General features: G+C 66.8%; 19 protein-coding genes. 11 read left to right on the forward strand and 8 right to left on the reverse strand.

Translation table 11 applies throughout. The features are described 5' to 3' along the window. The first annotated feature begins 15 nt into the window (after window positions 1-15). From recX to AC07UK_RS24980, 7 genes are all read left to right on the forward strand, one after another. Window positions 16-483, forward strand: a complete 468-nt coding sequence (gene recX / locus AC07UK_RS24950; RefSeq protein WP_494687739.1) for a recombination regulator RecX — start codon at window positions 16-18, stop codon at window positions 481-483. Between the two features lie 312 nt (window positions 484-795). After that, window positions 796-1,491 carry a DUF2889 domain-containing protein gene (locus AC07UK_RS24955; RefSeq protein WP_436220865.1) on the forward strand — a complete coding sequence of 232 codons (696 nt, stop codon included), beginning with the start codon at window positions 796-798 and terminating at the stop codon, window positions 1,489-1,491. Between the two features lie 89 nt (window positions 1,492-1,580). Next, window positions 1,581-2,747 (forward strand): ADP-forming succinate--CoA ligase subunit beta, encoded by a 1,167-nt coding sequence (gene sucC, locus AC07UK_RS24960; protein ID WP_058698369.1) that lies wholly within the window; start codon window positions 1,581-1,583, stop codon window positions 2,745-2,747. Between the two features lie 99 nt (window positions 2,748-2,846). Then, window positions 2,847-3,728 carry a succinate--CoA ligase subunit alpha gene (sucD, locus tag AC07UK_RS24965; RefSeq protein WP_011614568.1) on the forward strand — a complete coding sequence of 294 codons (882 nt, stop codon included), beginning with the start codon at window positions 2,847-2,849 and terminating at the stop codon, window positions 3,726-3,728. A 237-nt stretch (window positions 3,729-3,965) separates the two neighbouring features. Further along, a complete protein-coding gene (locus AC07UK_RS24970) occupies window positions 3,966-4,661 on the forward strand; it encodes a TerC family protein (RefSeq protein ID WP_013955624.1) in 696 nt (231 codons plus the stop codon). 318 nt (window positions 4,662-4,979) lie between these two features. Further along, window positions 4,980-5,492 (forward strand): pilin, encoded by a 513-nt coding sequence (locus tag AC07UK_RS24975; RefSeq protein WP_494687738.1) that lies wholly within the window; start codon window positions 4,980-4,982, stop codon window positions 5,490-5,492. A 96-nt stretch (window positions 5,493-5,588) separates the two neighbouring features. Then, entirely contained in the window at window positions 5,589-7,391 is a 1,803-nt protein-coding gene (locus AC07UK_RS24980) for a PglL family O-oligosaccharyltransferase (RefSeq protein WP_494687737.1), read from the forward strand. Window position 7,392: 1 nt separating this feature from the next. On the opposite strand, the gene AC07UK_RS24985 is transcribed toward AC07UK_RS24980, so the two are convergent. From AC07UK_RS24985 to hmpA, 4 genes are all read right to left on the reverse strand, one after another. Next, a complete protein-coding gene (locus tag AC07UK_RS24985; protein WP_316153067.1) occupies window positions 7,393-7,908 on the reverse strand; it encodes a hypothetical protein in 516 nt (171 codons plus the stop codon). Between the two features lie 14 nt (window positions 7,909-7,922). After that, complete coding sequence (locus tag AC07UK_RS24990) at window positions 7,923-8,360, reverse strand: hypothetical protein (protein ID WP_436220867.1); 438 nt, start codon at window positions 8,358-8,360, stop codon at window positions 7,923-7,925. Window positions 8,361-8,655: 295 nt separating this feature from the next. Then, entirely contained in the window at window positions 8,656-9,882 is a 1,227-nt protein-coding gene (locus AC07UK_RS24995; RefSeq protein ID WP_494693893.1) for an IS110 family RNA-guided transposase, read from the reverse strand. A gap of 260 nt (window positions 9,883-10,142) precedes the next feature. Further along, the gene (gene hmpA, locus AC07UK_RS25000) at window positions 10,143-11,354 is read right to left on the reverse strand and encodes an NO-inducible flavohemoprotein (RefSeq protein ID WP_494688216.1); all 1,212 of its coding nucleotides are present in this window, start codon (window positions 11,352-11,354) and stop codon (window positions 10,143-10,145) included. 352 nt (window positions 11,355-11,706) lie between these two features. Here hmpA and AC07UK_RS25005 point away from each other — a divergent pair, with 352 nt between their 5' ends. Continuing rightward, the gene (locus tag AC07UK_RS25005; protein ID WP_494688217.1) at window positions 11,707-11,940 is read left to right on the forward strand and encodes a hypothetical protein; all 234 of its coding nucleotides are present in this window, start codon (window positions 11,707-11,709) and stop codon (window positions 11,938-11,940) included. Window positions 11,941-11,971: 31 nt separating this feature from the next. Here AC07UK_RS25005 and AC07UK_RS25010 read toward each other — a convergent pair whose 3' ends face one another. Continuing rightward, on the reverse strand, window positions 11,972-12,514 hold the full coding sequence (locus tag AC07UK_RS25010) for a Cache 3/Cache 2 fusion domain-containing protein (protein WP_436220870.1): 543 nt from the start codon (window positions 12,512-12,514) through the stop codon (window positions 11,972-11,974). Window positions 12,515-12,795: 281 nt separating this feature from the next. After that, window positions 12,796-13,281 carry a cyclic pyranopterin monophosphate synthase MoaC gene (gene moaC / locus AC07UK_RS25015; protein WP_494688218.1) on the reverse strand — a complete coding sequence of 162 codons (486 nt, stop codon included), beginning with the start codon at window positions 13,279-13,281 and terminating at the stop codon, window positions 12,796-12,798. A 97-nt stretch (window positions 13,282-13,378) separates the two neighbouring features. Between moaC and AC07UK_RS25020 the strand changes: the two genes are divergently transcribed. Beyond that, window positions 13,379-15,217 carry a beta-barrel assembly-enhancing protease gene (locus AC07UK_RS25020; RefSeq protein WP_436220882.1) on the forward strand — a complete coding sequence of 613 codons (1,839 nt, stop codon included), beginning with the start codon at window positions 13,379-13,381 and terminating at the stop codon, window positions 15,215-15,217. Between the two features lie 80 nt (window positions 15,218-15,297). Here the strand turns inward: AC07UK_RS25020 and AC07UK_RS25025 are convergent, their stop codons facing one another. Continuing rightward, window positions 15,298-16,335 (reverse strand): helix-turn-helix domain-containing protein, encoded by a 1,038-nt coding sequence (locus AC07UK_RS25025; RefSeq protein ID WP_494688219.1) that lies wholly within the window; start codon window positions 16,333-16,335, stop codon window positions 15,298-15,300. 244 nt (window positions 16,336-16,579) lie between these two features. Between AC07UK_RS25025 and AC07UK_RS25030 the strand changes: the two genes are divergently transcribed. Both AC07UK_RS25030 and AC07UK_RS25035 read left to right on the forward strand, forming a co-directional pair. Beyond that, window positions 16,580-17,602, forward strand: coding sequence for a serine hydrolase (locus tag AC07UK_RS25030; protein WP_494688220.1), 1,023 nt, complete (start codon window positions 16,580-16,582; stop codon window positions 17,600-17,602). Window positions 17,603-17,620: 18 nt separating this feature from the next. Next, window positions 17,621-23,824: an autotransporter outer membrane beta-barrel domain-containing protein gene (locus tag AC07UK_RS25035; RefSeq protein ID WP_494688221.1), complete on the forward strand. Its 6,204-nt coding sequence runs from the start codon at window positions 17,621-17,623 to the stop codon at window positions 23,822-23,824. A 14-nt stretch (window positions 23,825-23,838) separates the two neighbouring features. On the opposite strand, the gene AC07UK_RS25040 is transcribed toward AC07UK_RS25035, so the two are convergent. Continuing rightward, the gene (locus AC07UK_RS25040) at window positions 23,839-24,420 is read right to left on the reverse strand and encodes a DUF2946 family protein (RefSeq protein WP_436220886.1); all 582 of its coding nucleotides are present in this window, start codon (window positions 24,418-24,420) and stop codon (window positions 23,839-23,841) included. Window positions 24,421-24,462 lie beyond the last annotated feature (42 nt).

The following is a 24,462-nucleotide window of genomic DNA, read 5'->3' on the forward strand; positions in this document are numbered from 1 at the left end:
AGAATTCGGTAACCCATGGCAACCCGTCCCCCGCTCTCGCTGAAGGCCCGCGCCGTCGGCTACCTGTCGCGCCGCGAGCACAGCCGTGCCGAGTTGGCGCGCAAGCTGGCGCCGCATGCCGAGTCGGCCGAGCAGCTGGAGCAGTTGCTGGACGCGCTGGAGCGCGAGAACTGGCTGTCGAACCAGCGCTTTGCCGACAGCCTGGTGCACCGCCGCGGCGCCCGCTACGGCACCGCGCGCGTGATGCAGGAGGCCAAGACCCACAAGCTCGGCAGCGAGCAGCTGGGTGATCTGCAGGAGCGGCTGCGCGCCACGGAAGTGGAGCGCGCCCGTGAGGTCTGGCGCAAGCGCTTCGGCGCACCGCCCGACACGCCCGAGGCGCGGGCCAAGCAGATCCGCTTCATGGTGGCGCGCGGGTTTTCGCGTTCGGTCGTCAGCAAGATCATCCAGGGTGCCGACGAAGACTACGGCGACGAGAGTTAAGTACCGGCGTATGGTGCATGCGCCATTTTTCACCCGGAGTACCTGCACTGCCATCAGGGTGTATTCGCTGCATTGCGTCATCTCCGGGCTGGATTGGAGACGATTTTGTTGCCATCGCTGAGCCCATGTTTGCTGGTGCGTTGCGGCAAGACGCCGTGCCATGCCGGGTACCATGGTCGGCCGACAATCGTCGCCGCGACAGTTGCTGCGCAAGGATGTTCCCGGCCAACGCGGCGGGGCATGTTAAACTCCCCAGGTTATTCGGTGCTCCGGCACCGCCGTTCCCCAGCCCCCCGTATTTCCAGCCTGGCCATGCCTCTGTCCCAGCCCGTCAACCGCTCCCAGCGTCACCGTCGCGCCATTACGGCCGAGGCGTACCAGAGAGAGGACGGCTTGTGGGATATCGAGGTGCGCCTGACCGACACCAAACCTCGCGACATCGAACTGGCCGGCGACCGCGTCCGGCCGGTAGGCCAGCCCCTGCACGACCTGTGGCTGCGCGTCACGATCAATGAGGAAATGACGGTGCTGGATGCCGAGGCCTGCTCGGACTGGGTGCCGTATCCGTCCCATTGCGACACGATCGGCCCGGCTTACCGCAAGCTGATCGGCCTGAACCTGCGCAAGGGCTTTCGCAAGGCCGTGCGTGAGCGCCTGGGCGGCATGCACGGTTGCTCCCACCTGACCGAGGCCGCCGGCGTGCTGCCCAGCACGGCGATCCAGGCCTTTGCCGGTGAAGTCATCAATATCCGCGACAACGGCGAGGACGACCCGAATCCGGAGCCGCCCTATCAGTTGAACGGCTGCCACGCCCTGCGTTTCGATGGCGAGGTGGTTCGTCAGTTTTACCCGCGCTGGTATGGTCACCAGCCGACGCCCAAGGTACGGGCCGAGGCAGCACCTGCCGTCGCAACCGCGCCTCAGGCGCCAGCCGCGGCCAATGGCGACCGCGGCGACCACGGCAACGACGCTGTCCCGGCCGAGCGGCCGACCGGCACCTCCGGCTGATTCTCAGGATTGGCCAGCCTGACGAGAGAGTTCGTCTTCTTTCAGATTCTTCCCTTCTACCTTTTACGCCTACCCGAAAGGAAACACGCATGAATATCCATGAGTATCAAGGCAAGGAAATCCTGCGCAAATACAATGTGCCGGTTCCGCGCGGCATCCCCGCGTTCTCGGTTGACGAGGCCCTGAAGGCCGCAGAAACGCTCGGCGGCCCGGTGTGGGTCGTCAAGGCCCAGATTCATGCGGGTGGCCGCGGCAAGGGCGGCGGCGTGAAGGTTGCCAAGAGCATCGACGACGTCAAGACTTACGCCTCGAACATCCTGGGCATGCAGCTGGTCACGCACCAGACCGGCCCGGAAGGCAAGAAGGTCAACCGCCTGCTGATCGAAGAAGGCGCCGACATCAAGAAGGAACTGTACGTTTCGCTGGTGGTGGACCGTGTTTCGCAGAAGGTCGCGCTGATGGCCTCGAGCGAAGGCGGCATGGACATCGAGGAAGTCGCTGCCCACAGCCCGGAAAAGATCCACACCCTGATCATCGAGCCGTCGGTCGGCCTGACCGACGCTGAAGCCGACGACATCGCCCGCAAGATCGGCGTGCCCGACGCGAGCGTGGCGCAGGCCCGCCAGGCCCTGCAAGGCCTGTACAAGGCGTTCTATGAAACCGACGCTTCGCTGGCTGAAATCAACCCGCTGATCCTGACCGGCGACGGCAAGGTCATCGCGCTGGACGCCAAGTTCAACTTCGACTCGAACGCGCTGTTCCGTCACCCGGAAATCGTTGCCTACCGCGACCTGGATGAAGAAGACGCCAACGAAATCGAAGCCTCGAAGTTCGACCTGGCCTACATCTCGCTGGACGGCAACATCGGCTGCCTGGTGAACGGCGCCGGCCTGGCCATGGCCACCATGGACACCATCAAGCTGTTCGGCGGCGAGCCGGCCAACTTCCTCGACGTGGGCGGCGGTGCCACCACCGAGAAGGTGACCGAAGCCTTCAAGCTGATGCTGAGCAACCCGAACGTGCAGGCCATCCTGGTCAACATCTTCGGCGGCATCATGCGTTGCGACGTGATCGCCGAAGGCGTGATCTCCGCGTCCAAGGCCGTGCACCTGACGGTGCCGCTGGTCGTGCGCATGAAGGGCACCAACGAAGACCTCGGCAAGAAGATGCTGGCCGACTCGGGCCTGCCCATCATCTCGGCCGACACGATGGAAGAAGCCGCCCAGAAGGTGGTGGCCGCTGCCGCTGGCAAGTAAGCCGTCGCACGAACGCAACCATACGCGAACGCGGGCGGTGCGCAGGCGCTTTGATGCGCCCTCGCGCGCGCCGCTCGTAGCCAAGCAAAGGATTACAGCATGTCGATTCTGATCAACAAAGACACCAAGGTCATCACCCAGGGCATCACCGGCAAGACCGGCCAGTTCCACACCCGTGGCTGCCGCGACTACGCCAACGGCAAGAACTGCTTCGTCGCGGGCGTGAACCCGAAGAAGGCCGGTGAAGACTTCGAAGGCATTCCCATCTACGCCAGCGTCAAGGACGCCAAGGCCCAGACCGGCGCCACCGTGTCGGTCATCTACGTGCCGCCCGCAGGCGCCGCTGCCGCGATCTGGGAAGCCGTTGACGCCGACCTGGACCTGGTGGTCTGCATTACCGAAGGCATCCCCGTGCGCGACATGATGGAAGTCAAGGACCGCATGCGCCGCGAGAAGAAGAAGACCCTGCTGCTGGGACCGAACTGCCCGGGCCTGATCACGCCGGACGAAATCAAGATCGGCATCATGCCGGGCCACATCCACAAGAAGGGCCGCATCGGCGTGGTGTCGCGCTCGGGCACGCTGACGTACGAAGCCGTGGGCCAGCTGACCGCGCTGGGCCTGGGCCAGTCGTCGGCTGTCGGCATTGGTGGCGACCCCATCAACGGCCTGAAGCACATCGACGTGATGAAGATGTTCAACGACGATCCGGAAACGGACGCCGTGGTCATGATCGGCGAGATCGGTGGTCCGGACGAAGCCAACGCGGCTTACTGGATCAAGGAAAACATGAAGAAGCCGGTGGTTGGCTTCATCGCTGGCGTGACCGCGCCTCCGGGCAAGCGCATGGGCCACGCCGGCGCGCTGATCTCGGGCGGTGCCGATACCGCCCAGGCCAAGCTGGAAATCATGGAAGCCTGCGGTATCAAGGTGACCAAGAACCCGTCGGAGATGGGCCGCCTGCTGAAGGCAATGCTGTAAGACGTACCTTGCCATTCCCGCCAGCGCGGGGATGGCGCACCAGGCAATGCCCCCGCCCGCGCGGGGGCATTGTCATTCTGGCGCAGCGGGGGTCAGGGATACCCCCTAGGCGAAACATGACACGATTGAAATGTAATCGAAAGGTTCGTGCGGTAAACAGTCATGTTCGTATTTTGAGACATCCGAAACCCCGTCAGATGACGGGTGTGCCACCTAAAAAAATCGAGGAGCCCTGCCGTGGAGTTGCTGTCTTCCACCACATTCTGGATTGCGTTGGGATCGATCATCCTGACCAATATCGTCCTGTCCGGCGACAACGCGGTGGTGATCGCGCTCGCCTCGCGCAACCTGCCGCCCGCCCAGCAGAAGAAGGCCATCTTCTGGGGCAGCGCCGCCGCCATCATCATGCGCGTGGTGCTGACCGTGGCCGCGGTCAAGCTGCTGAGCCTGCCGTACCTGAAGATCGTCGGCGCCGTGCTGCTGGTCTACATCGGCGTGCAGCTGCTGACCGGCGATGACGACGAGGAAGGCCACGACGGCAAGGACAATATCTGGGCCGCCATCCGTACCATCCTGATCGCCGACCTGGTGATGTCCCTCGACAACGTGGTGGCCGTGGCCGCCGCTGCGCAGAAGGGCCCCGAGGGCAGCCAGCTGATGCTGCTGATCATCGGCCTGGGCCTGTCGATTCCGCTGATCGTGTTCGGCAGCACGCTGCTGCTCAAGGTCATGGAGCGCTTCCCGGTCATCATCGTGCTGGGCGCCGCGCTGCTGGGCTACCTGGCCGGCGAAATGCTGGTCAGCGACCCGGTCGACGCCGCCTGGTTCGAAGTCCACGTGCCGCACGCCCACCTGGTATTCGGCGCCGCCGGCGCGATCCTGGTGGTGCTTATGGGCAAGCTGCTGAGCCGCCGGTCGGCACAGACCGCCTGACGAGGTTCCGCCCAGGCGAGAAGGGCGGCCAGCTGGCCGCCCTTTTTCATTGGTGCGCCGGCAAGGCGGCCGTCGGTGCCTTGGCCAACTAACTCATGTGAGTGATCGCACATTTTGTCGCTTCGTGCGGTGGTAGGGGGCGCAAGTGACAAATTTTGGCGCATACGGCATGCATCCCCCTGTCGGGTGACGAAATTTGTCGCTTTTCACCTCCTACGGATGGGGGATGCCGCTGGCACGCTTACTGCTCAATAGTCCCCGCGTCACGAAACCGAAGACGTGCAACGCTCAACTAAAATCTCTTCGAGGGGTCAAATCATGCAACGGGTACAACAACTGAAGAAGCTGGGCCGTCGTGTCCAGAAGGGCTTTACGCTGATCGAACTGATGATCGTGGTGGCGATCATTGGTATTTTGGCGGCGATTGCGATTCCGCAGTATCAGGATTACACAGTTCGGGCAAAGGCTTCCGAAGGTCTCACACTTGCCTCTGCGGTAAAGACGGCCATTGCCATGGCTGCCTCGGGTGGTGACATTAGTGCCGCGTCGAATGCGGCGCAGGCAGGTGCTGATGCCCTCGGTATTCCCCTTCCTGCAGGCTTTGCCAGCAATCTGGTAGCCACGATCGCAGTTGCCGGCACAAGCGCGGCTGGCGCGACTCCGCAAACTGCAACTATTACCATTACGTACAAGGCGGCTGCTGGGAATATTCCTCCTGCGCTGGGTGGTAAGACAGTCATCCTGCTCGGCACCTTTACCGCCGGGGCAGCGACGTGGGCAATTGACACGGCCAACTCGACTCTGGCCGCACAGTATCTGCCTAAGGTCTAATTTCAGTACGTTCCTTAAAGAAAAAGCGCCTTCGGGCGCTTTTTCTTTGCCTACGCTCCAAGCTATCATGCGCCTTTCCCCTAACCAGGCGCCTCAATGCCGCCGTCCCGGACAACTCTCCCGTCGGCCGCCCTCATCGCAGCAATCGCCATTCCGCTGCTAGTCTCCCGGCACACACTGCCGCTTGCGACGTTCTATGGCGAATGGACCGGCGCGCTCGGTGCGATCGCTGTCCTAGCCATCTATGCAGTGCGACGGTCTGCAGCATCGCCTTTCGGCTCGATTCCGTGGGTCTCGATTTTGTTTCTCTGGCTGGTCGTCGTCAGCCTTGTACTCAGCGTCACCGGCAACCCTGATATCACCGGCAGCCGCCATGTTACTGTTCTCACGCTGGTTCTTGGCGCGATGGTGACGTGTGCATCGTGGGCGTACTGCCGCGCATCGCCTGCATCCAATCTGGAGATTGCTGACACTCTCGCTATCGCGTTCCTCATCGCTGGCCTGCTTGGTGTCGTGACGCAGTGGGTGCAGCTCTTCCACCTCGAACCCCGTGCCTTTGGCCTCGTCTCCACCTACTTCTACGATAACAACCGCCGCCTCTGGGGCAACCTGAACCAACCCAACCACCAGGCCACCGTTGAAGGCCTGGCGCTGGTGGCATCAGTGTGGCTGGCCTCGCGGGGCCGCCTGCGTTTCCCGATGTGGCTCGCCGCCGTGGCCTTGCTGGAAAGCGGCATCGTGCTGTCCGGCTCGCGCACCGGCGTGCTGCATGTTGGCCTGGCTGCGGTCTATGCACTGGTCGCGGCGTGGCTGGCACGAGGCGGGCGGCGCGACTCGGATCCAATGCAGCGGCCAGTCGGTCTGCTCGTCGTAGCCGTAGCAATGGTGGCGATGCTGCTGATCCTGCAGCCCGCAATCCGCGCGGCAGGACAAGCCTTCGACTGGCGCCTGTTCGACACCATCGCGCAACTCGAAGCCGAAGACCAGATGTCCGCGCGCGGCGCGCTGTGGACCCACGCGCTGGCAATGTTCCGCTCCCACCCCTGGTTCGGCGTCGGCTGGGGCGAGTTCGGCTGGGCGCAATTCCAGCAGATGCAGCAAGTCGGCGTGAAGGTGGAGATGTCCCTGCACGCCCACAACGCGATCCTCGACCTGCTGGCGAAGACGGGCATCGTCGGCACCGCCGGCGTGGGCCTGATCCTGCTGGCGTGGCTATGGCGCGTGATTCGCGTGCGCTTGTGGCACGGCGATAACGAAGAGCGCAAGCAGACCGTGCTGGTGCTCACCTGGCTGGCGATGCTGTGCGCGCATTCGATGCTCGAATACCCGCTGCATTACCTCTATTTCTTCCTGCCGTTCTGCTTCATGCTCGGTTGGCTGGAGCCGTCAGGATTCGGGCGTTGGCGCGTGCCGATGCCAGTGGCACGGGGGCTGGCGATCGCGTTTGTCGTGGTGGCTGTGGCCGTGCTGGCCACCATGTGGCAAGACTACCGCCGCGCCGAAGCCCGCGAATACGCCAGCAGCGAAGACCGCCGCAATGCCTTGCCGATGCCGCGCTTCTGGTTCCGCCAGTACGCGCAGGCCGACGCTGCCGGCCAGGCCACCATCACGCCGGCCAATGCGGCAGAGTTGTTGCCCGCCCACATCGCCGCCGTCCACCTGCTGCCCACGCCGACCATGATCGCGCGCACCGCATGGCTGCTGGCGCTGACCGGCGATCCTGCGCAAGGCCGCCAGTGGATGGAACGGCTGCGCTGGTACTACCTTGGCGATGAAGTCGCGCAATACGCCGAGATTGCGAAGGCATGCCGCGATCTGGCACCAGACCAACGTCCGCAGGCATTCTGCGCATGGGTTGGCGACCGTTCGCGTCGGTACTCCGAGTGGCCCCGGGACTGACCTAATAGTACGGATACGGGCTGTAATAGACCGGTGGCGGGGGCGGCGGATAGTAGTACCGTGGTGCCGGCGGTGGCGCAGCGGCGACGCGTCCGGGAGCGGGCACCCGGTTGCCGCTGGCGTACATGCACTGGACATAGGCGGCATCGTATTGCTGCTGCGTGCCGTAACCGGCGTACTGGGCATTGCCCGCGCCGACTGCCGCGCCAGTCAGCAGGCCGACGCCTGCACCCACCGCCGCACCCGAACCGCCATTAAAGGCCGCGCCCGCCGCTGCGCCCAGCGCGGTACCGACCACGGCGCTGCCGACGGCAGCATTGTTGGCGGCCTGCGAGGATGAGACACCGCCCACCCGCCCGAAGGCGAACTGGCGGCAGTTGTAGTCGTCGGCGCGGAACTGGTCGAAGCTCTTGCCGGTGCCCGGCAGCACCATCACGCTGGGGCCGGCAGGCATCACGGCGCAGGCGCCGAGGGTCAGGGTGGCCACGGCCAGCGTGGCCCGGGTCAGGGCATGCATGGTGTCACCCCGCGTCAGGAGTTGGGCGGCGGTTGGGCCGGTACGCGGTGCCAGCCGCCGGGACAGGACTGCACGTACGGGTAGTAGCCTTCGGGCTGGTTGCAGTGGTACCACCAGCCCTGATCCTGCGGCACGGCGTTGTCCGGGCCGGGGGCCGGCACCGGGCCGTTCGGGCCCTGTTCGATGTACTCCTGTGGCGCCGCGGGCACGGCGACCATCGGGGCCGGGTAGTAGTAGGGGGCCGGGTAGGCGTAGGGATAGCCACCGTAGAACACGCCGGGCCCGAAATAGAGGCCCACGCCGACGCGCGTGCGCGTCTGGATAAAGGCGCCACGTGCGTCGCTATCGTGCCAAGCGGCATCGTGGAAATCGGCCCGCCCGGCAAGGGCGGCGCCGCTCGCGGCCGTTGCCGCCATTGCCAGGGCCAGCTGGCAGAGCATGCGCCCGTTCATGGTATTCACCTCATCCCCGCACACACCGCATGGCGCGCCACGGGCAGAGACGCCGGCCGCGAAATGCGCCGGCCCGCAATCGTATTGAATACCAAATTGTCACGCGCCGGCGCCGGCGCGGCGTACGTGGAAATGCGGCGTTACCTTTATTACCGGGGAACGACAGTGGCGTAAGACGGTGTGATACGGCGCAACGGGGCGCCTGGCGATCGGTGTCTTCGGGCAATGGGAAGCACTGCTGGGTGCTTGTTTGCACCCTGAATGCTCCCCACTGCCTTCCTGCTACTAGGAAGCACTAGACAGGATGAGCTATGGGATCCACATGACACCCGAGATCGGCAAGGCGTTTGAGCAGGCGGCGGATGGTCTTCTCGGCATGATGGCGGTCGAAGTAATCAGGGCCAAGGTCGGCGTACTCAACGCCATCCCGGAGCATGTGGTAGGCGGCCGTGAGCATGGAGGCAGCCACCGCAAGGATGGCCTTCTTGGCGCCGCGCCGGGCCTTAATGCGCAGGAACTGAGCACGCAAATAGCTGGTCTTGACGCGCACCGCGGCCCAAGCGGCGGTGACCAGGGCGGTCTTGAGCCAAGTGCCGCTCTTGCGCACGCGCGTGCTGCGCCGCTTGCCGGCGCTCTCGTCATTGCGCGGGCACAAGCCGGCCCAGGACACCAGATGGCCAGCATCGGGAAAGCGCGTCATGTCGACGCCGATCTCCGCCAACAGGACCCGGGCGGTCAAGTCGCTAACCCCGGGGATCGTGGTCAGCAGGCGGGCGCGCTGTTGGATCGGCGCCAGCGCTTTTCCCACGACGGCGTCGAGCTCGGCCAGCGTGTGCTCCAGAGCGCCGATGATGTCCAGGTGCAGCTTGAGCATCGTGCGGTGGTGCTCGGTAATGCGTCCGCGCAGCGCCTCGCGCAATTCGGCGCTCTTCTTTCGGGCGTTGCCTTGGGCCAGGGCGGCAAGCCGCTCGGGATCGTCCTCGCCGTTGACAATGGCCTTGAGCATGGCGCGGCCGCTGTGTCCCAGCACGTCCGAGAGTACGCTGCCCAGCTTAAGGTTGGCGTCTTCAAGCACTTTCTGGATGCGCAAGCTGTGCTGGGAGATCTCGCGCACGAGCTGCTTGCGGGTGCGGGTGAAATCGCGCAGTTCCTGAATGGCGGCCGGTGGCACGAAGCTGGAGCGGATCAAGCCGTGGGCGAGCAGATCGGCAATCCACATCGCGTCGTTGACGTCGGTCTTGCGGCCGGGCACGTTGCGGATGTGCTGGGCGTTGGCCAGCACCAACTCGAAGTTGCCCTCGAGGATGTGCCACACCGGCTTCCAGTACACGCCAGTAGCTTCCATGGCCACGTGGGTGCAGCCGTGCAGCGCCAGCCAGTCGGCCAGCGCCAGCAGTCCGGCGGTGGTGCTGTCAAAGCTGCGCACTTCCTGGTGCGCTGGCGCCGAGACGCAGCGCACGCAGGCCACGATGGTGTCCTTGTGCACGTCCAGTCCGGCGCAGCGAGGAAAGAGTACTTGCATGGAGCCTCCTGCCAGAGTCAATGGCATCGGCAGCAGCCCTCGTCGTCGAAATCTACTAGACGTGTTCCAGGGTGTTGCCACCCGTGGTCACAATTCGGGGTGCTCGCAGGGCTGCGGGTCCAACTATTCAACGGGCTCGGCACCAAGCAGGAGCCGACCTCGTTGCCGATACCTGGCGACATCTTATCCCGAGCCAATCTCGCAATGCGTCGGCCGCAAGTCCGCTTCATCCTTCGGGGTCGGGCGCGCCTGATGGACAACTATTCAGCAAACAAGTCTGGGCCAAATACTTCGTAGTGAATGCGTGCCTCATGGATGCCCAGGTTCTTGAGTGCATCATGCTGCATTCGCATAAACGGGATCGGACCGCAGATGTAATAGTCGGCATCGGGCAGGGAAACCGCTTTCTCAATCAGCTTCACATCGACCAGTCCTGGGTAGTCATAGTCGCGTCCCTGCACATCCTGAAGCAGTGGCTGGTCATAGAACACAAAAAGATCGAAGTTCTCGTTTGCCTTGGCCGCTTCACGCAGCCGGTCGCGCATGGCGTGCACTGCACTATTGCGTGCGCCGTGAACGAACACCACGTGGCGCTGTGGATCCTGTATTGCCCGCTTAAGCATGCTGACCATGGGTGTCAGCCCCACGCCGCCGCTGATCAGGACAATCGGTGTCCTGGCGTTGACATCGATATGGAAGCTTCCATACGGCGCAGCCAGCCTGACCTCATCCCCGACATTGACGTGATCATGCAGCAGGTTCGAGACATAGCCCGGTGGCTGCGTCCCGCCAGCTTCACGTTTGACGGAGATCCGATAGCTCCGCCCGTTTGGCATGTCCGACAGGCTGTACTGGCGAATTTGCTGCAACCCGAGCGCGGGCACATCCATCGCGACGCTGGTGTATTGGCCGGGTTCGAAGTTCAACACCGGACCACCATCGACCGGCTCAAGGATGAATGACGTGATCACGTCGCTTTCGGGGCGCTTCTCGCGAACCACAAAGGTGCGCCACCCCTTCCAGCCACCCGGTTGTTCCGACGAACGCTCATATAGCTCGCTCTCCATGCCCATCAGTACATCGGCCAGGTTCCCGTAGGCTTGCGCCCATGCCGAAATGATTTCCTCGTTTGCGGCGTCGCCCAGGACTTCCTTGATGGCCGCCAGCAGGTGTTCCCCAACAATCGGGTACTGTTCCGGTTTGACGCCGAGACTCGCATGCTTGTTGGCAATGTTCTGCAGCACGGCCATCAGGCTGCCCGGGTCCTCGATATTCTCCGCATACGCGTAGACCGCCCGCGCTAGCGCCTGCTGCTGCTGGCCCTGTTCCTGGTGGGCCATGTTGAACACGTTCTTCAGTTCGGGATGCGCTTCAAACATGCGTTCGTAGAAGCACTTGATGATGTCGTAGCCGTGTTCGGCCAGCACCGGTGCGGTGGCCTTTACGATGTCCTTCGTCTTCTGGGTCAACATGGTCGATCTCCTTTGCGCGGACGTGGGGGCGCCAGATCGCGCGGGGCTGGACGGTTGCCTGCCTCGTCGGTTTGATCGATGTAGTCTAGGTGAGAGGTTCCTGACGGCGCAACGCGAAGCCATGGGCAAGGCTTGAACGACGGCGCTTCCGTGGACGAGCCCGAAGCCGGTTACGCTGAAGCACTTCCGCGTCTTGCCATTACGATTTACCCCGATACGGGACGTAAGGCGGTTCCCGTAGACTGAGCCCAAGTCGGAACGAACTTAGCCAAAGGCGGCCACCCATATGGGCCGCAACCCCACGTCTACTTCGTTCCGACGCCCGACCCACCAACCCGCTTCGGCGGGTTTCTTGTTTGCGCTTCCTGGTTTTGCCGCGAGCCGGGTGATCGCCATATCCATTTCTTGGTGTCGCCCGCCACCCAGTCGCTGCAAGTTTTTTTCTGACAGAGAATTAGACGGGAAGATATATGAGGCGATCGCTGCGCAGGACTGGGGCAAGGCGCAGGACTTGGCAGTGACGCCGCGCCAGAAGCAGATGGTGATGGAGGCCGTCACATTGGGCAAAAAAACGCGCCACCGTTAGGTGACGCGAACCACTTGGGCAACTATCGTGATTACTTCGCCTTGGGGTATCCCACGTAGTAGATACCGATGACGTTTCCGCCGGCATCCCGGATGGGTTCATACCCGGTGATATAGGGCTTGCCGAGAATGTCTGCGTCACCGTAGTAGGCACCGCCGCCACGTATTGCGGCGCTGGCCTTGCCCTTGGGATCAAGAACGGTCCCAACCGCCCTCGATCCGTCATCCTTCTGCACATTCGTCGTCACACGGACGAAGTCATCGCCACTCTTGACGAACAATGTTGCTGTGCCGCCGTGTTCCTTCTTGACTTCGTCAACCACGGCGAAGTTATTGTTCATCTTGGTCGCGCCAAAGTACAACGCTGGCGCGGGTTTTCCGGCAACAGCATCTTCTCCTTTAACCCCCGGTGTGCCCAATTTGGCCGTCTTCGCCTTCAGTGACTCCATGGCCTGCTTTACGTTCTCTGGCGATTGCGCATGACTCATGGCAGGGACAAAGATCGGCAACGCGATTGCATAGATTACGAGGGCAATCCATCGCCTGATAGCACCTGCGGGACTTACCTTTGCCATTGTGTCCCCTATTTTTCTCAGCGTTGCCGACGCGGCGGGGCGGCAACGTCCCCGGGACCGGGCGGAGCACCCATTCGTCCGGTTGGAGTATAGACAGCGGCAAAACCGGTGTGCGACGTAGCAGATCGCACGCAGTCGAATCGTGTCTTCGGTACCGCCACGCATCGACGGACAGACCTCAACGACATAGCGTTCGAGAACAGCCCCAAGGGGGTCGATTCGGCTTCGCTTCGGTTGACGTAACTGCCACGGTCCATCTCCGCTTCCATGGACCGAGCCCATCACGTAGTGCCCGCCGCCACCCAATCCCCCGACTTGCCCCCATGCTTTTCCAGCAACTTCACATTGCCGATCACCATGCCGCGGTCCACTGCCTTGCACATGTCGTAGATCGTCAGCAGCGCCACCTGCACGCCGGTCAGCGCTTCCATCTCCACGCCGGTCTGGCCGCGGGTTTCGGTGCGCACGGTGCAGGCGACGGTGGCGGTGGCCTCGTCCAGCGCGAACTCGACCGCCACCTTGGTCAGGCCGATCGGGTGGCAAAGCGGGATCAGGTCGGCGGTGCGCTTGGTGGCCATGATCGCCGCCACACGGGCGATGCCGATCACGTCGCCTTTCTTTGCGCTGCCGTCGCGCACCAGCGCGAAGGTGGCGGGCTCCATGGTGATGGTGCCGGTGGCCACGGCGACGCGGTGGGTGCTGGCCTTGTCGCCGACGTCGACCATGTGGGCCTGTCCGGCGGTATCGAAATGGGTGAGCTGGGTCATGATCGTGGGCTTCAGTGCGAACTGCGTGCAGGTGGCCGCCAGCGTCCCTGGGAAGCATCCGATGGGAACGGCCACGGGAGGCCGCTATCATAGCAACATGCCAAAACACCCATCGCTTCGCAGGTCTGCCGCACGCGGCCCTGGCGCCGTGGCGGACGCTGTTCCTGCCGGTTCCGCGTCACATCGCGGCGACGACAGCCATTGCCGCGCCGGCGGCGCATGGACGCCATGGCGGCGGCCGCTGGCGGCGCTGCTGGCGCTGACGTTGGCGGCGCCGGCCTGGCCCCAGGGTACGCCGCGCACGACCACGGCGCCAGCCACGCCGGTGGCGGCCACGCCCGCGGCCAGGCCGCCGCAGCCGGTGCCCGCCATCTCGGGCGAGGCCAGCGACCAAGTCTATGACAACCTGAACCGCAGCGTGAAGGCGGGCCAGAAGTCTGAGTTCGGCCTGCGCACCAACAACGCCGTGGTGGAGGCCGGCGGCGTGCAGCTGCCGGACTTGGGCGACCCCTCCACGGCGTCGCTGTCGCCCGACATGGAAAAGCGCCTGGGCGACCGCATCATGCGCGATATCCGCCGCGATCCGCAGTACGTGCCGGATCCGCTGCTGTCCGATTACCTGAACGCGCTGGGCTACCGGCTGGTGCAGGCGGCGCGGCGCCAGAGCATCTCCGGTTCGACCGGCGCGGGCACCTTTGCCACCGGCTTCGACCTGTTCGCGGTGCGTGATCGCAGCATCAACGCGTTTGCGCTGCCGGGCGGCTATATCGGCGTGCATACCGGGCTGCTGGTGCAGTCCGATACGGAATCGGAGCTGGCCTCGGTGCTGGGCCATGAAATCGGCCACGTGATGCAGCGGCATATCGCGCGCGGCATCACCTCGCAGGACCAGTCGATGTGGATCGCGCTGGCCTCGATGGTGCTGGCGGGCCTGGCCGCCACGCGCAGCCCGGACGCCGCGGCGGCGCTGGCGATGGGCGGGCAGGGCGCGGCCATTGCCAACCAGCTGTCGTTCTCGCGCGGGGCCGAGCGCGAGGCCGACCGGGTCGGCTTCCAGATCCTGACCGCGGCGGGGTTTGACCCGCAGGGCATGCCCGATTTCTTCATGCGGCTGCAGCGCGCAGCGGGGACTGCGGAAAACTCGGTGCCGTCCTATGTGCGGACCCACCCGCTGACCTCCGAGCGGATTGCCGACATGCAGGATCGCGTCAGCCATGCCAGCAAGCGCAAGGTCGCCAATACGCCCGAATACGAGTTTGCGCGGATGCGGGCCCGCGTGATCCAGGAATCGTCGCCCAGCGACCTGCAGAACCTGCGCGCGGCGCTGCGCACGCAACTGCCGGGAGCAACGGTGCTGCGCGCTCCGGCGCTGCACTACGGCCTTGCCTTTACCGAGCAGCGGCTGGGCCGCTACCCGGCCGCCGAGCAGGAGCTGGCCGAGGCGCGCCGCCTCTACGGCAATATCCCCGGCGCCACCTCGGGCAGCCCCATGCTGGACGTGATGACGGTGGAACTGGCGCGCGCCCAGGGCCGCGTGCCCGAAGCGCTGTCCCAGGCCACTGCCTCGATGAAGGCGTTCCCGCTGTCGCACGCGGTGGCGATTGCCTATGCCGATACCCTGGTCGGCTCAGGCCGCTATGAAGAGGCCGTGCGCTTCCTGCGCGATCGCACGCGCCAGGAGACCAGCCGCAGCGATTGGTGGGAGCTGCTGGCGCGCGCCTACGCGGGCCAGGGCAAGCGCTTGCAGCAGCACCAGGCGCTGGCCGAGAAGTATGCGATGGACGGCGCCTACCAGGCCGCGATCGAGCAGCTGCAGATCGCGCGCAAGGCCGGCGACGGCGACTTCTACACGCTGTCCGAGGTCGATGCGCGCCTGCACCAGCTGGAGCGCCAGTACCGCGAGGACAAGCAGGACAGCAAGGGCATGCCTAACTGAGGCACGCTGCACTTGTCGTCACGAAGTCATCGCGAGCACCAGCGTCGTCCCCGCATGCAGCCGGGGACTCCCCCTTCCATTCATTCTGCAAGCCTGGCCGGCCCGATGGCGCCGGCCAGTGCCTGCCGCGGTGTCATGCCGAAACGCTCCCGGAACAATTTGCCGAACGCCGACGGATCGGCAAAGCCGCAGGCATGCGCGATCGCGCCGATGTGCGCGGACTGGCCGGCCCGCTCCAGGTATTCGCGGCTGCGGCGCAGGCGAATCTCGCGCAGGGCCGCCATGACGCGCAGGGGCTCTCCCTCGAACAGCCGGTACAACTGTGCGCGCGAGCAGTGCAGGAACGCGGCAATCCGGTCGGGCGTGAGGTCGTGCTCGTGCGCATGCTGCTCCATGAAGCGATACGCGGCCTGCAGTTGCAGCTTGCCGGAGCGCCACTGAGCATTCCCGGCATCCGCTCTGGCGATGTCCGGATGCGTGGCGATAAGCTGCAACGCCATGCCGACCGTGCTCTCCATGACCACGCCAAGGGCGGCGCGGTCAAGCCGGGGGCCGTGGGCGGCAAGCATGCGCAGCTGCATGGAAACAAACGGGGCAAGCGAGGACGCCGTCAGCAGCGTGGCGATACGGCCCGGATTCGCGGGATCGTGGCCAAGCGCCTGGCGCACGGTCTCGCGCGGCAGGCGCAGGTAGCAGGTGGAGGACTCGGTCCAGTCCGATGACATCGGCTGGCCGCAATCGAACATGAAGAGTTCGCCGGCGCGCACGACGGTGCGCATGCCGTCCCGCTGCTCCACCCGGTACTCGCCGCGGTCAAGCAGGCAGATGGCGATGTGCTCGTCGGTGCTGCGCACGCGCTGCGGCGTGAGCCAGGTGCGAACGGCCGAGCTGGTGCAGTGGATAAACTGGGCGCCGGCGCCATCGCAGCTCGCGACGCTGCCGTACAGCGCAACGTCCGGGTCGGGGCGCGCCTCGACCGAGCGATAGGCATTGGCCATCCAGAAGTCGAGACGGTCGGACTCGGCCAGGTCGCTGGTGGAGAAACTGCGGAACGTGGCTTGCGTGCCTGCGCGTGGCTTCGGCATGACGGCATGCGCGTCGCGGCTTGTTGTTGTCATGACCCTGCCCCCGAAACAAGAATCCACCATGGCGTGGCAACCCATGCAGCGGTGGCGCTTGCCTTGCATGCCCTTGCGACGCTTTGACCAGACTTCGAGACCCGTTGACTACTTTTGATGACTGATTCTGGCATAAACTCGCCGCACAATCAGCCAGCTTGTGCAGCGCGGCAATACCGTGCCGACACAGGCCAACTCAACGCGCCGGCGCGCCGGCCAGTCTTTTCAGTACGGGAACCTTCGCATGTCTGCCTTCCAGCCCGCCAAGCGGCGCACGCTCAAGCTCGCCGCCACGTCCCTGGCATTGCCCGCGATCGCCGCCTGCGGCGGCAGCGCCGAAGCTGCCGCGCCGCCGAACGTGGAGGCCGCGATCGCGCGCTTTGCCGCGCTGGCGCCGGAGACCGCCAACTGCCTGTTGCGCGCCGAGCCGGCTGGCGGCGGCGCCAATGCATGGTCGGCTGGCTACAATCCGGACCGCCAGCTGTTCGTCGGCAGTGCCGTCAAGACCTTCATCCTGGCGCAGTTCCTGCGCGACGCCGAAGCCGGCCGCGGCGGGTTGAGCGAGAACCTGGCCTGCGACGTCAGCGATACCTTCCGTTCCCCCGGCAGTCCGGTATTCCTGGGGCTGACCGGCAAGACGCCGTACCGCAATGCGCTGGAGGCCATGATCACGCACAGCGACAACACCGGTACCGATATCGCGCTCGCCGCCGTCGGCCCCGACCGCGTGCGCGCGCTGATCGCCGAAGCGGGCCTGGCCCAGACCCGCATCCCGGATTCGACCCGCAAGCTGTTCTCCTACCTGGCCGGGGCGGAATCCGGCGTCGACCTCGGCTGGGACGGCATGGTCAGGATGGACAACGGCGAGGATCTTGGCCTCACGTCGCGCACCAATGTCATCAACGACAAGCAGGCGATGCTGAGCACCGCGACCGAGATGGTGAACTGGTACCGGCAAGCGCTGGCGGGCAAGTTCTTCGCGCAGCCGGCGACGCTGACGGAGTTCAGGCGCATCCAGGCCATGGCCGATGCGGTGTGGATGGCCGTGCCGGCCGGTGCGCAGGGCTTCGGCAAGGGCGGCAGCATCGACTGGGAAAGCTTCCATTGCCTGTGCTTCGCCGGGCAGATGCTGGTGGGCGCGGTGCCGGTGACCTTCTGCCTGACGCTGAACTGGAACGGCGGTCCGCCGAGCACCGAACGCACCGGCGAGTTCATCCGCGCCGCGGCCGACGTGCTGGGCGAAGCGGCAAAGGCCGCCAAGGCCTGACGCACCGGCCCGCGCTTCATGAAGCCACGGATTTCCCCCCTGCCGCTCGCGTTGGCGCTCGGCGTCCCCCACCTGACGCTCGGCACGCTGGTCTTTGCGCAATCGGGACCGGTGGTGCTGGACCTGCGCGGGGCCGACGGCGGCCACTGCGCTGGCAGCAATGGCTGCGCCGGCGCAGACGGCAGAAGCGACCTGGTGCTGACCCAGTCGGGCCTGAACATCAAGGCGGCAGGCACCTCCGTGACGCTTGATGTGAGCGGTGGCAATGGTGGCGACGGCGACGATGTCGACAGCCAGAATCACTGGGGCGGCAAGGGCGGCATGGGCCGGATCATCGAGTACACGGTTCAGCGCAGCACCATGGTCAGTACCGGGGGCACCGGCATTTCCGCCATCTCCCGGGGCGGCGACGGCGGCAAGTGGGCAGACGCCGGGCGCCACCCACCCTTTGGCAGCGGCGGCGATGGCCACGCCGTGGTGCTGGCGGTCACGGGGTCGACCATCGATGCGGTCGGCTACGGCATCTCGGCGCAAACGATCGGCGGCAACGGGCAGGACAGCGCGATCCCGCAGTTTGGCGCCGCGGAGCGGGATGCCGGGGCCGGCGGCAATGCCGTCGGGCCGGTCAGTGTCACCCTGGACGGCAAGTCCACCGTCACCGTGCGGGCGGGCGGCGTTGGCGCCTTCCCGGGCGAAATGGGTGCGGGCATACGCGCCCAGGCGCTGGGCGGCCAGGGCGGCGGGGGACGCAACGACAGTGAGTTCGGCGGCCACGCCAATTCAGGCAAGGGCGGTTCCGCGAGCGACGTCACCGTGACTGCGGCGGACGGCATCATCACGACCCAGGGTGCCAGGGTGGCGGGCATCCTGGCGCGCTCGATCGGCGGCACGGCGCGGACCTGGCATGAGGTGGACGCCGACGGCCTGCCCATTCCGCTGGTAAACGTCAAAGCGGCCGACGGAGGCAATGCCGGCCATGTGACGGTGGTCAACGGCGCGGCGCTCACGACCGGCGGGGCGCGCTCGCCGGGCATTCTTGCCGCGAGCATCGGCGGGGACGGCTCGGACGGCGGGCAGGGCAGCTGGCTCGACGGGCACGATGGCGGCAAAGGGGGGGCGGCCGGCGGGGTTGCCATTACCAACACGGGTTCGATCACCACGCATGGCGCCAATGCGAATGGCATCTCGGCCATGGTGATCGGCGGCAGCGGTGGCGCTGGCGGTCCCGCCGGGACGTTCGGGCGCGGCGGCAACGGCGGCGCCGGAGCAGGTACCGGTACGATCGCCGTCCAGATTGACAACAGCGGCACCATTGCCACTGAGGGACAGGATGCCGCCGGCATCTTTGCCCATGCCGTCGGCGGCGGCGGCGGGGCCGGCACGAGCAGCCATGGCGTGTTCCGGGTCGGGGGCGGCAACGGCGGCAATGGTGGCAACGGCGGCGTGCTGGCCGCCAGCAACCAGGGCACCATCCGGACCGCCGGCGACCACAGCCAGGCCGTCTTGCTGCAGAGCATCGGCGGTGGCGGCGGCGCGGGTGGCGATGCCGACAGCGTTGGCCTCATCACGGCCATGGCCGTGGGCGGGCGCGGCGGCGCGGCCGGTGACGGCGGCAACATCTCCCTGGGCACGTCCGGCGATATCGCTACGGCGGGGGCGGCGGCGTCGGGCCTGACGTTGCAGAGCATTGGCGGTGGCGGCGGGCTGGGCGGGTCGGCACGCGCGACGTCCGCCGGCGTGCTGCTGGGGGTGTCCATGAGTGTTGGCGGCGATGGCGGGGCAGGCGGCTCGGCCGGCGCGGTGGCGGTGAACCTGGCGCAGGGTGCGCGCGTGGCGACCAGCGGCGCCCTGGCTAACGCCGTCCTCGCGCAGTCGGTTGGCGGCGGTGGCGGCAATGGCGCCTTCGCCGATTCGACCCAGGTCACCATCGCGCCGGTGCTCGGCCCCGACCTGCCCAGCGGGGCTGCCAGCATCGGGCACACGGTGGGCGGCACGGGCGGTGCCGGCGGCAGTGGCGGCACCATAGGCATCGACAGCCGCGCGCAACTGGCGACGACCGGAGCGCGGGCCGACGGCATACTGGCGCAGAGCATCGGCGGCGGCGGCGGCAACGGCGGCACCGCCGCGGCGCCGCTGCGGCCGACCACGCTCGGGGCATCGGACATCACCATCAGCTACGGCACCACGGTGGGCGGCAATGGCGGCGGGGCCGGCAACGGCTCGACGGTCACGGTCGACAACCTTTACCCAGGGAGCATCCGCACCGGCGGCGACCATGCGATCGGCATCCTGGCGCAGAGCATCGGCGGAGGCGGGGGCAGCGGCGGCAGCGTCCAGCAGGAGACCGGCCGCTCGTTCTCGACGCTGGGCTCGCCGGCGGCGCTCACTGGTGTGCTGGGCAAGGTGGTGGAATGGCTGGAGAAGGCGCCGGAGATGAAGCTTGGCGGCTTCTCGAACGCGTTCGACATGCGCATCGGCGGCCAGGGCGGCAGCGGTGGCAACGGCGGCGCGGTCACGGTTTCCAACGAGGGTTCCATCACCACCGGCGGCGGCGGTGCGCCGGCGCTGGTCGCGCAGAGCATCGGCGGCGGCGGCGGCCGGGGCGGGGCGGTTCATGCCACCGGCGCGTCGAGCCTGTTGTCCAGCCTGGACAGCATGATCGCCACCGTGAGCGGGGGCGTCAGCGGGGCGTTCGCGCTGGCGCCCGATATCGGCGTCAACCTGGCCGTGGGCGGCGGCGGTGGCTCGGGCGGCAATGGCGCGGCCGTGCACGTCGCCAACATCGGCGACCTCGCCACGGCAGGAACGGCCGCGCCTGCGATCCTGGCGCAGAGCATTGGCGGCGGCGGCGGGCGCGGCACCATCACCGAGCAGAGCCTTGAAGACCTGGTGCGCAAGCAGGCCGGCGCGGCGGCGCCGGAGATCCTGGCGCGCATCAACAAGATCCTCGGACTGTTGGCCAGCAAAGGCCTGTCCATCACCAGCAGCATTGATGTCAGCCTGGGCCGCTCGGATGGTCCCCCGGGCGTTGGCGGTGCGGTGACGGTCGATGCCTCGGGCATCGCCAGCCGCATCGAAACGGCGGGCGACAGCTCGCCCGCGATCCTGGCGCAAAGCATCGGGGGTGGCGGTGGCACGGCCGACGTCCAGAGCAGCCTGCTCGGCGCCGGCGGCCTTGCCGCGCGGGCCGGCACCGCCGCGCGCCCGCTGGCGATCCGGCTGGGCGCGACCAGCGTCTTCACCGGCGACACCGTTGCGGCCGGCAGCGGCCAGGTGACAGCGGCAAGCGGCGCCAATGTGCGCACCCTGGGCCGGAACGCGGTTGGCATCTTCGCGCAAAGCATCAGCGGCGGCGGCGGTGCCGCCTCGGTCAGCATTGCCGGCACGGATGCGGCGCGCCTGGGCCAGGGCCAGGTCCCGCAGGTCCCGGAGATCGCCCTCGGCGCGACCATGTCCGGGCTTTTCGGCTTCGGCGGGATCAGTGCCGGCGGTGTGGCGATCACGCAGAACGGCACGGTCCGGACTGCCGGCCTGCTGTCCCATGGGGTGCTGGCGCAGAGCATCAGTGGCGGTGGCGGCGCCGCGAGCCTGGCGATCAGTCCGACCGCGCTTGCGCTGACGGGCCCCGCCCGCATCACGCTGGGCGCGAGCGGCATGGCGGGGAGCGGCATCCAGATGGATGGCGGCTCGGTCAGCATCGACAGTGCGGGCACCAGCGATGGCGCAAGCACCATCGTCACCACCGGTGCACTGGCGTTCGGCATGATGGCGCAAAGCGTGGGGGCCGGTGGCGGCTATGTCGCGCTCACCAGCGGGGAGACGGCGGCGCAGCCGGTCACCCTGTCACTGAACGCGAGCGATGGCGTTGCCGGCGGCGGCGGGGCAGTCAGCCTCTCGCTCGGTGCCGGCGCCAGCATCACGACCGGCGGGCAGAATGCCGTCGGCATGCTCGGCCAGAGCATCGGCGGCGGCGGCGGCATTGCCGCGCTCGGCACCCGGCCGGGCCTGGTCACTCTGGCGGCAACGGCCTCGAACGGCAGCGGCGATGGCGGCCCGGTGCGCGCGGTGGTCCACGGCGGCCTCCAGACCACCGGCAGCGGCGGGGTGGGCGTGCTCGCGCAAAGCGTTGGCGGGGGCGGCGGGCTGGCCGGCGACCTGTCGGCGGTCAGCTACGGCCTGGGCCTGGTCCTGAGCGCCGGCATCGCGGGCGGCTCGGGCAGGGGCGGCCCGGTCACGGTCGAGGTGGGCGGGCAAGGCATGGTCTACACCACCGGGGACAACGCCCCGGGCATCCTGGCGATGAGCCTTGGCGGCGGCGCCGTGTTCAAGGACGGCGGCGTCTACATGAAGGACGGCCAGACGTCGTCCAATGCGGCCGGCGGCCCGGTGTCGGTCCGTCTTGCCGCGAACGGAGCGGTCAGCACGCAGGGGGCGAATTCACCCGCCATCGCCGCGGTCAGCTGGGGCGCGGCCACGGGCGACAGCGCCGCCACGGTCGACATCGCCGTCGACAAGGGCGCCAGCGTGAGCGCGAACGGCCGCTCTGGCACCGGCGTGCTGGCATACGCCCAGTCCATGACCTCGATCCGCAACGCCGGCCTGATTGACGCCGACACGGCGATCAGCGCAAAGCGGCAGGCCGTGGTCGAGAACACCGGCACCATCCGCGGCAATGTCGACATCGGCCGCGATTCCGGCCTGGCCAGCACGTTCAACAACCATGCCGGCGCCACCTTCTACAGCGGCAACGCGCTGTACATCAACAATGGCACGCTGAACAATGCCGGCACCCTCAACCCCGGCGGCCCGGGTGTCATGACGACCACGCGGTTGAACTTCGGCAGCTTCAACCAGCTGGCCTCGGGCACCTTCGCCGCCGATCTCGATTTCGCCGGCAAGGCCAGCGACCAGCTTTCGAATGCCGGCGGGTCCCGCTTCGCGGGCACCGTCACGCCCCTCACCAGGTATCCGGTCCGCGGCACGGCGCTCGCGATCATCCATTCGGACCAGCCGCTGGCTGACGATGCGGTGCAGCTCGGGGTCGCCAGCGCGTCGCCCGTCTTTGCCTATGCCCTGCGCCAGAGCGACGACAAGCGCAATGTGCTGATCTCGGTCGATGCCCACTTCCAGTCCCCGGGTGCCGCGCTCAACCGCGACCAGGCGGGTGTGGCGAACCATCTGCAGGCCTTGTGGAACACGGCCGATGCCAAGGCCGCGGCCGTGTTCGACCCGCTCGCCGCCATCGCCGATCCGTCCGCTTATGCGCGCGCCCTCAACACCATCGCCTCCGACGTGGCGCTGGCCCGCGCGAGCAGCCGCCGCCATGAAAACTACGCCTTCCTGAACCGCCTGATGAGCTGCCCCTACTTCAGCGAGGGCGATGCCCGCCAGGCGGAGGGCGAGTGTGCGTGGGGCCGTGCGATTGGCGGCAGTGTCGAGCGCACCGCCACCAGTGAGGATGCGGGCTATCGCAGCACGCAGGGCGGCGTCCAGTTTGGCGTGCAGAAGGCGATCGCGCCCGATTGGTACCTGGGCGGCTCGTTCAGCTATGCGCACACCAGCACCCGCTCTGCCGATGGCGCCATGCGGGCCTCGAGCGACGGCGGCCAGGCCGGCCTGACGCTCAAGCGGCAGCTTGGCAACTGGCTGTTCGCCGGGGCGCTGTTCGGCGGCTATGAAGCGTCGACGCAGCGGCGGGACATCGCGCTGCCACGCATGTTCGCCACCGCGAACAGCAAGCCCGACACGTACTTCCTCGGGGCCCGCGCCCGCGCGTCATACCAGGTGCCGTTCCAGGCGTGGTACCTCAAGCCGTTCGCCGATCTCGATGTCACCTACGATCACACGCCCGCCTATCGCGAGTCCGGGGCCGGTGTCTTCAACCTGGCCTACGGCGCGCGCGGGCGCACCGCGTGGATGGTGACGCCGGGTCTCGAGGTGGGCGGCCGGGTTGAGCTTGCAGGGGCGACCCTGCGTCCCTACTTGGCCGTGGGCGCCAGCGCCTTTCTGAGCGGCGACGCCACTGCCAGTGTCAGTCTGGCGGAGTTCTCGGCGGCACCGTTCCAGATCACGACGCGCATGCCGAAATGGTACGGCGACGCGACGGCCGGTTTCGAGCTGCTGACCCAGGGCGGATGGGCCGTGCGGGCCGAGTACCGCTTGCGCGGCGCCAGGGACTACGTGGACCAGAGCGGCATGCTCAGGGTGGCCAGGTACTTCTGACGGGGGCAGTTGCGTCAGGCCGCCGGCTGGCGCACGAAGCCAAAGCGCTTGGGCACTTCGCTCTCGGCAATCGGCTCGATCGGGATGTCGCGGCCATCGTGGTGGAATACGCCCAGGTCCGTGCCGCAGGCTTCGCCATGCCAGGTGCTGGCGCCGCTGAACAGTTCCAGGTCGTGGTCGTGCAGCAGGGCGGCCTGCTGTGCCGGCGGGCTGCCCTGCGCCATGCCTTCGACCGTGCCGGCCAGCACCACATTGCCGTGTTCGTCGGCGTAGCAGGCCTGCAGCGTGAAGGGCTGCTGCGTGGTCGTGCGCAACGCGCCTTCATGCAGCCGCACGACCCACGGTGCATAGCCCAGCGATACGAACACCCGCTGCGGACCGTTCTGGAAGTACCAGGCGCCGCGCTCGTCGCACAGGTAGTTGCGTTCGATAAAGCCGATCAGTGCTTCATGGCGGATGGGGTCGCCCGACAGCCCGTTTTGCTGGGCGTATTCATTGCGCAGGCGCCACTGGCCGCGGCGGTCCAGCGCGAGCCAGCCGTAGGCATTGGGCACGTTCGGCCAGCGTGCCATGGCTTGCCTGACGATCTCGTCCATGTCTGTCTCCTCGGCGGGCCGGTGGCTTATCGTACCGCTGCG

Source organism: Cupriavidus sp. GW821-FHT07C08, from assembly GCF_059419025.1.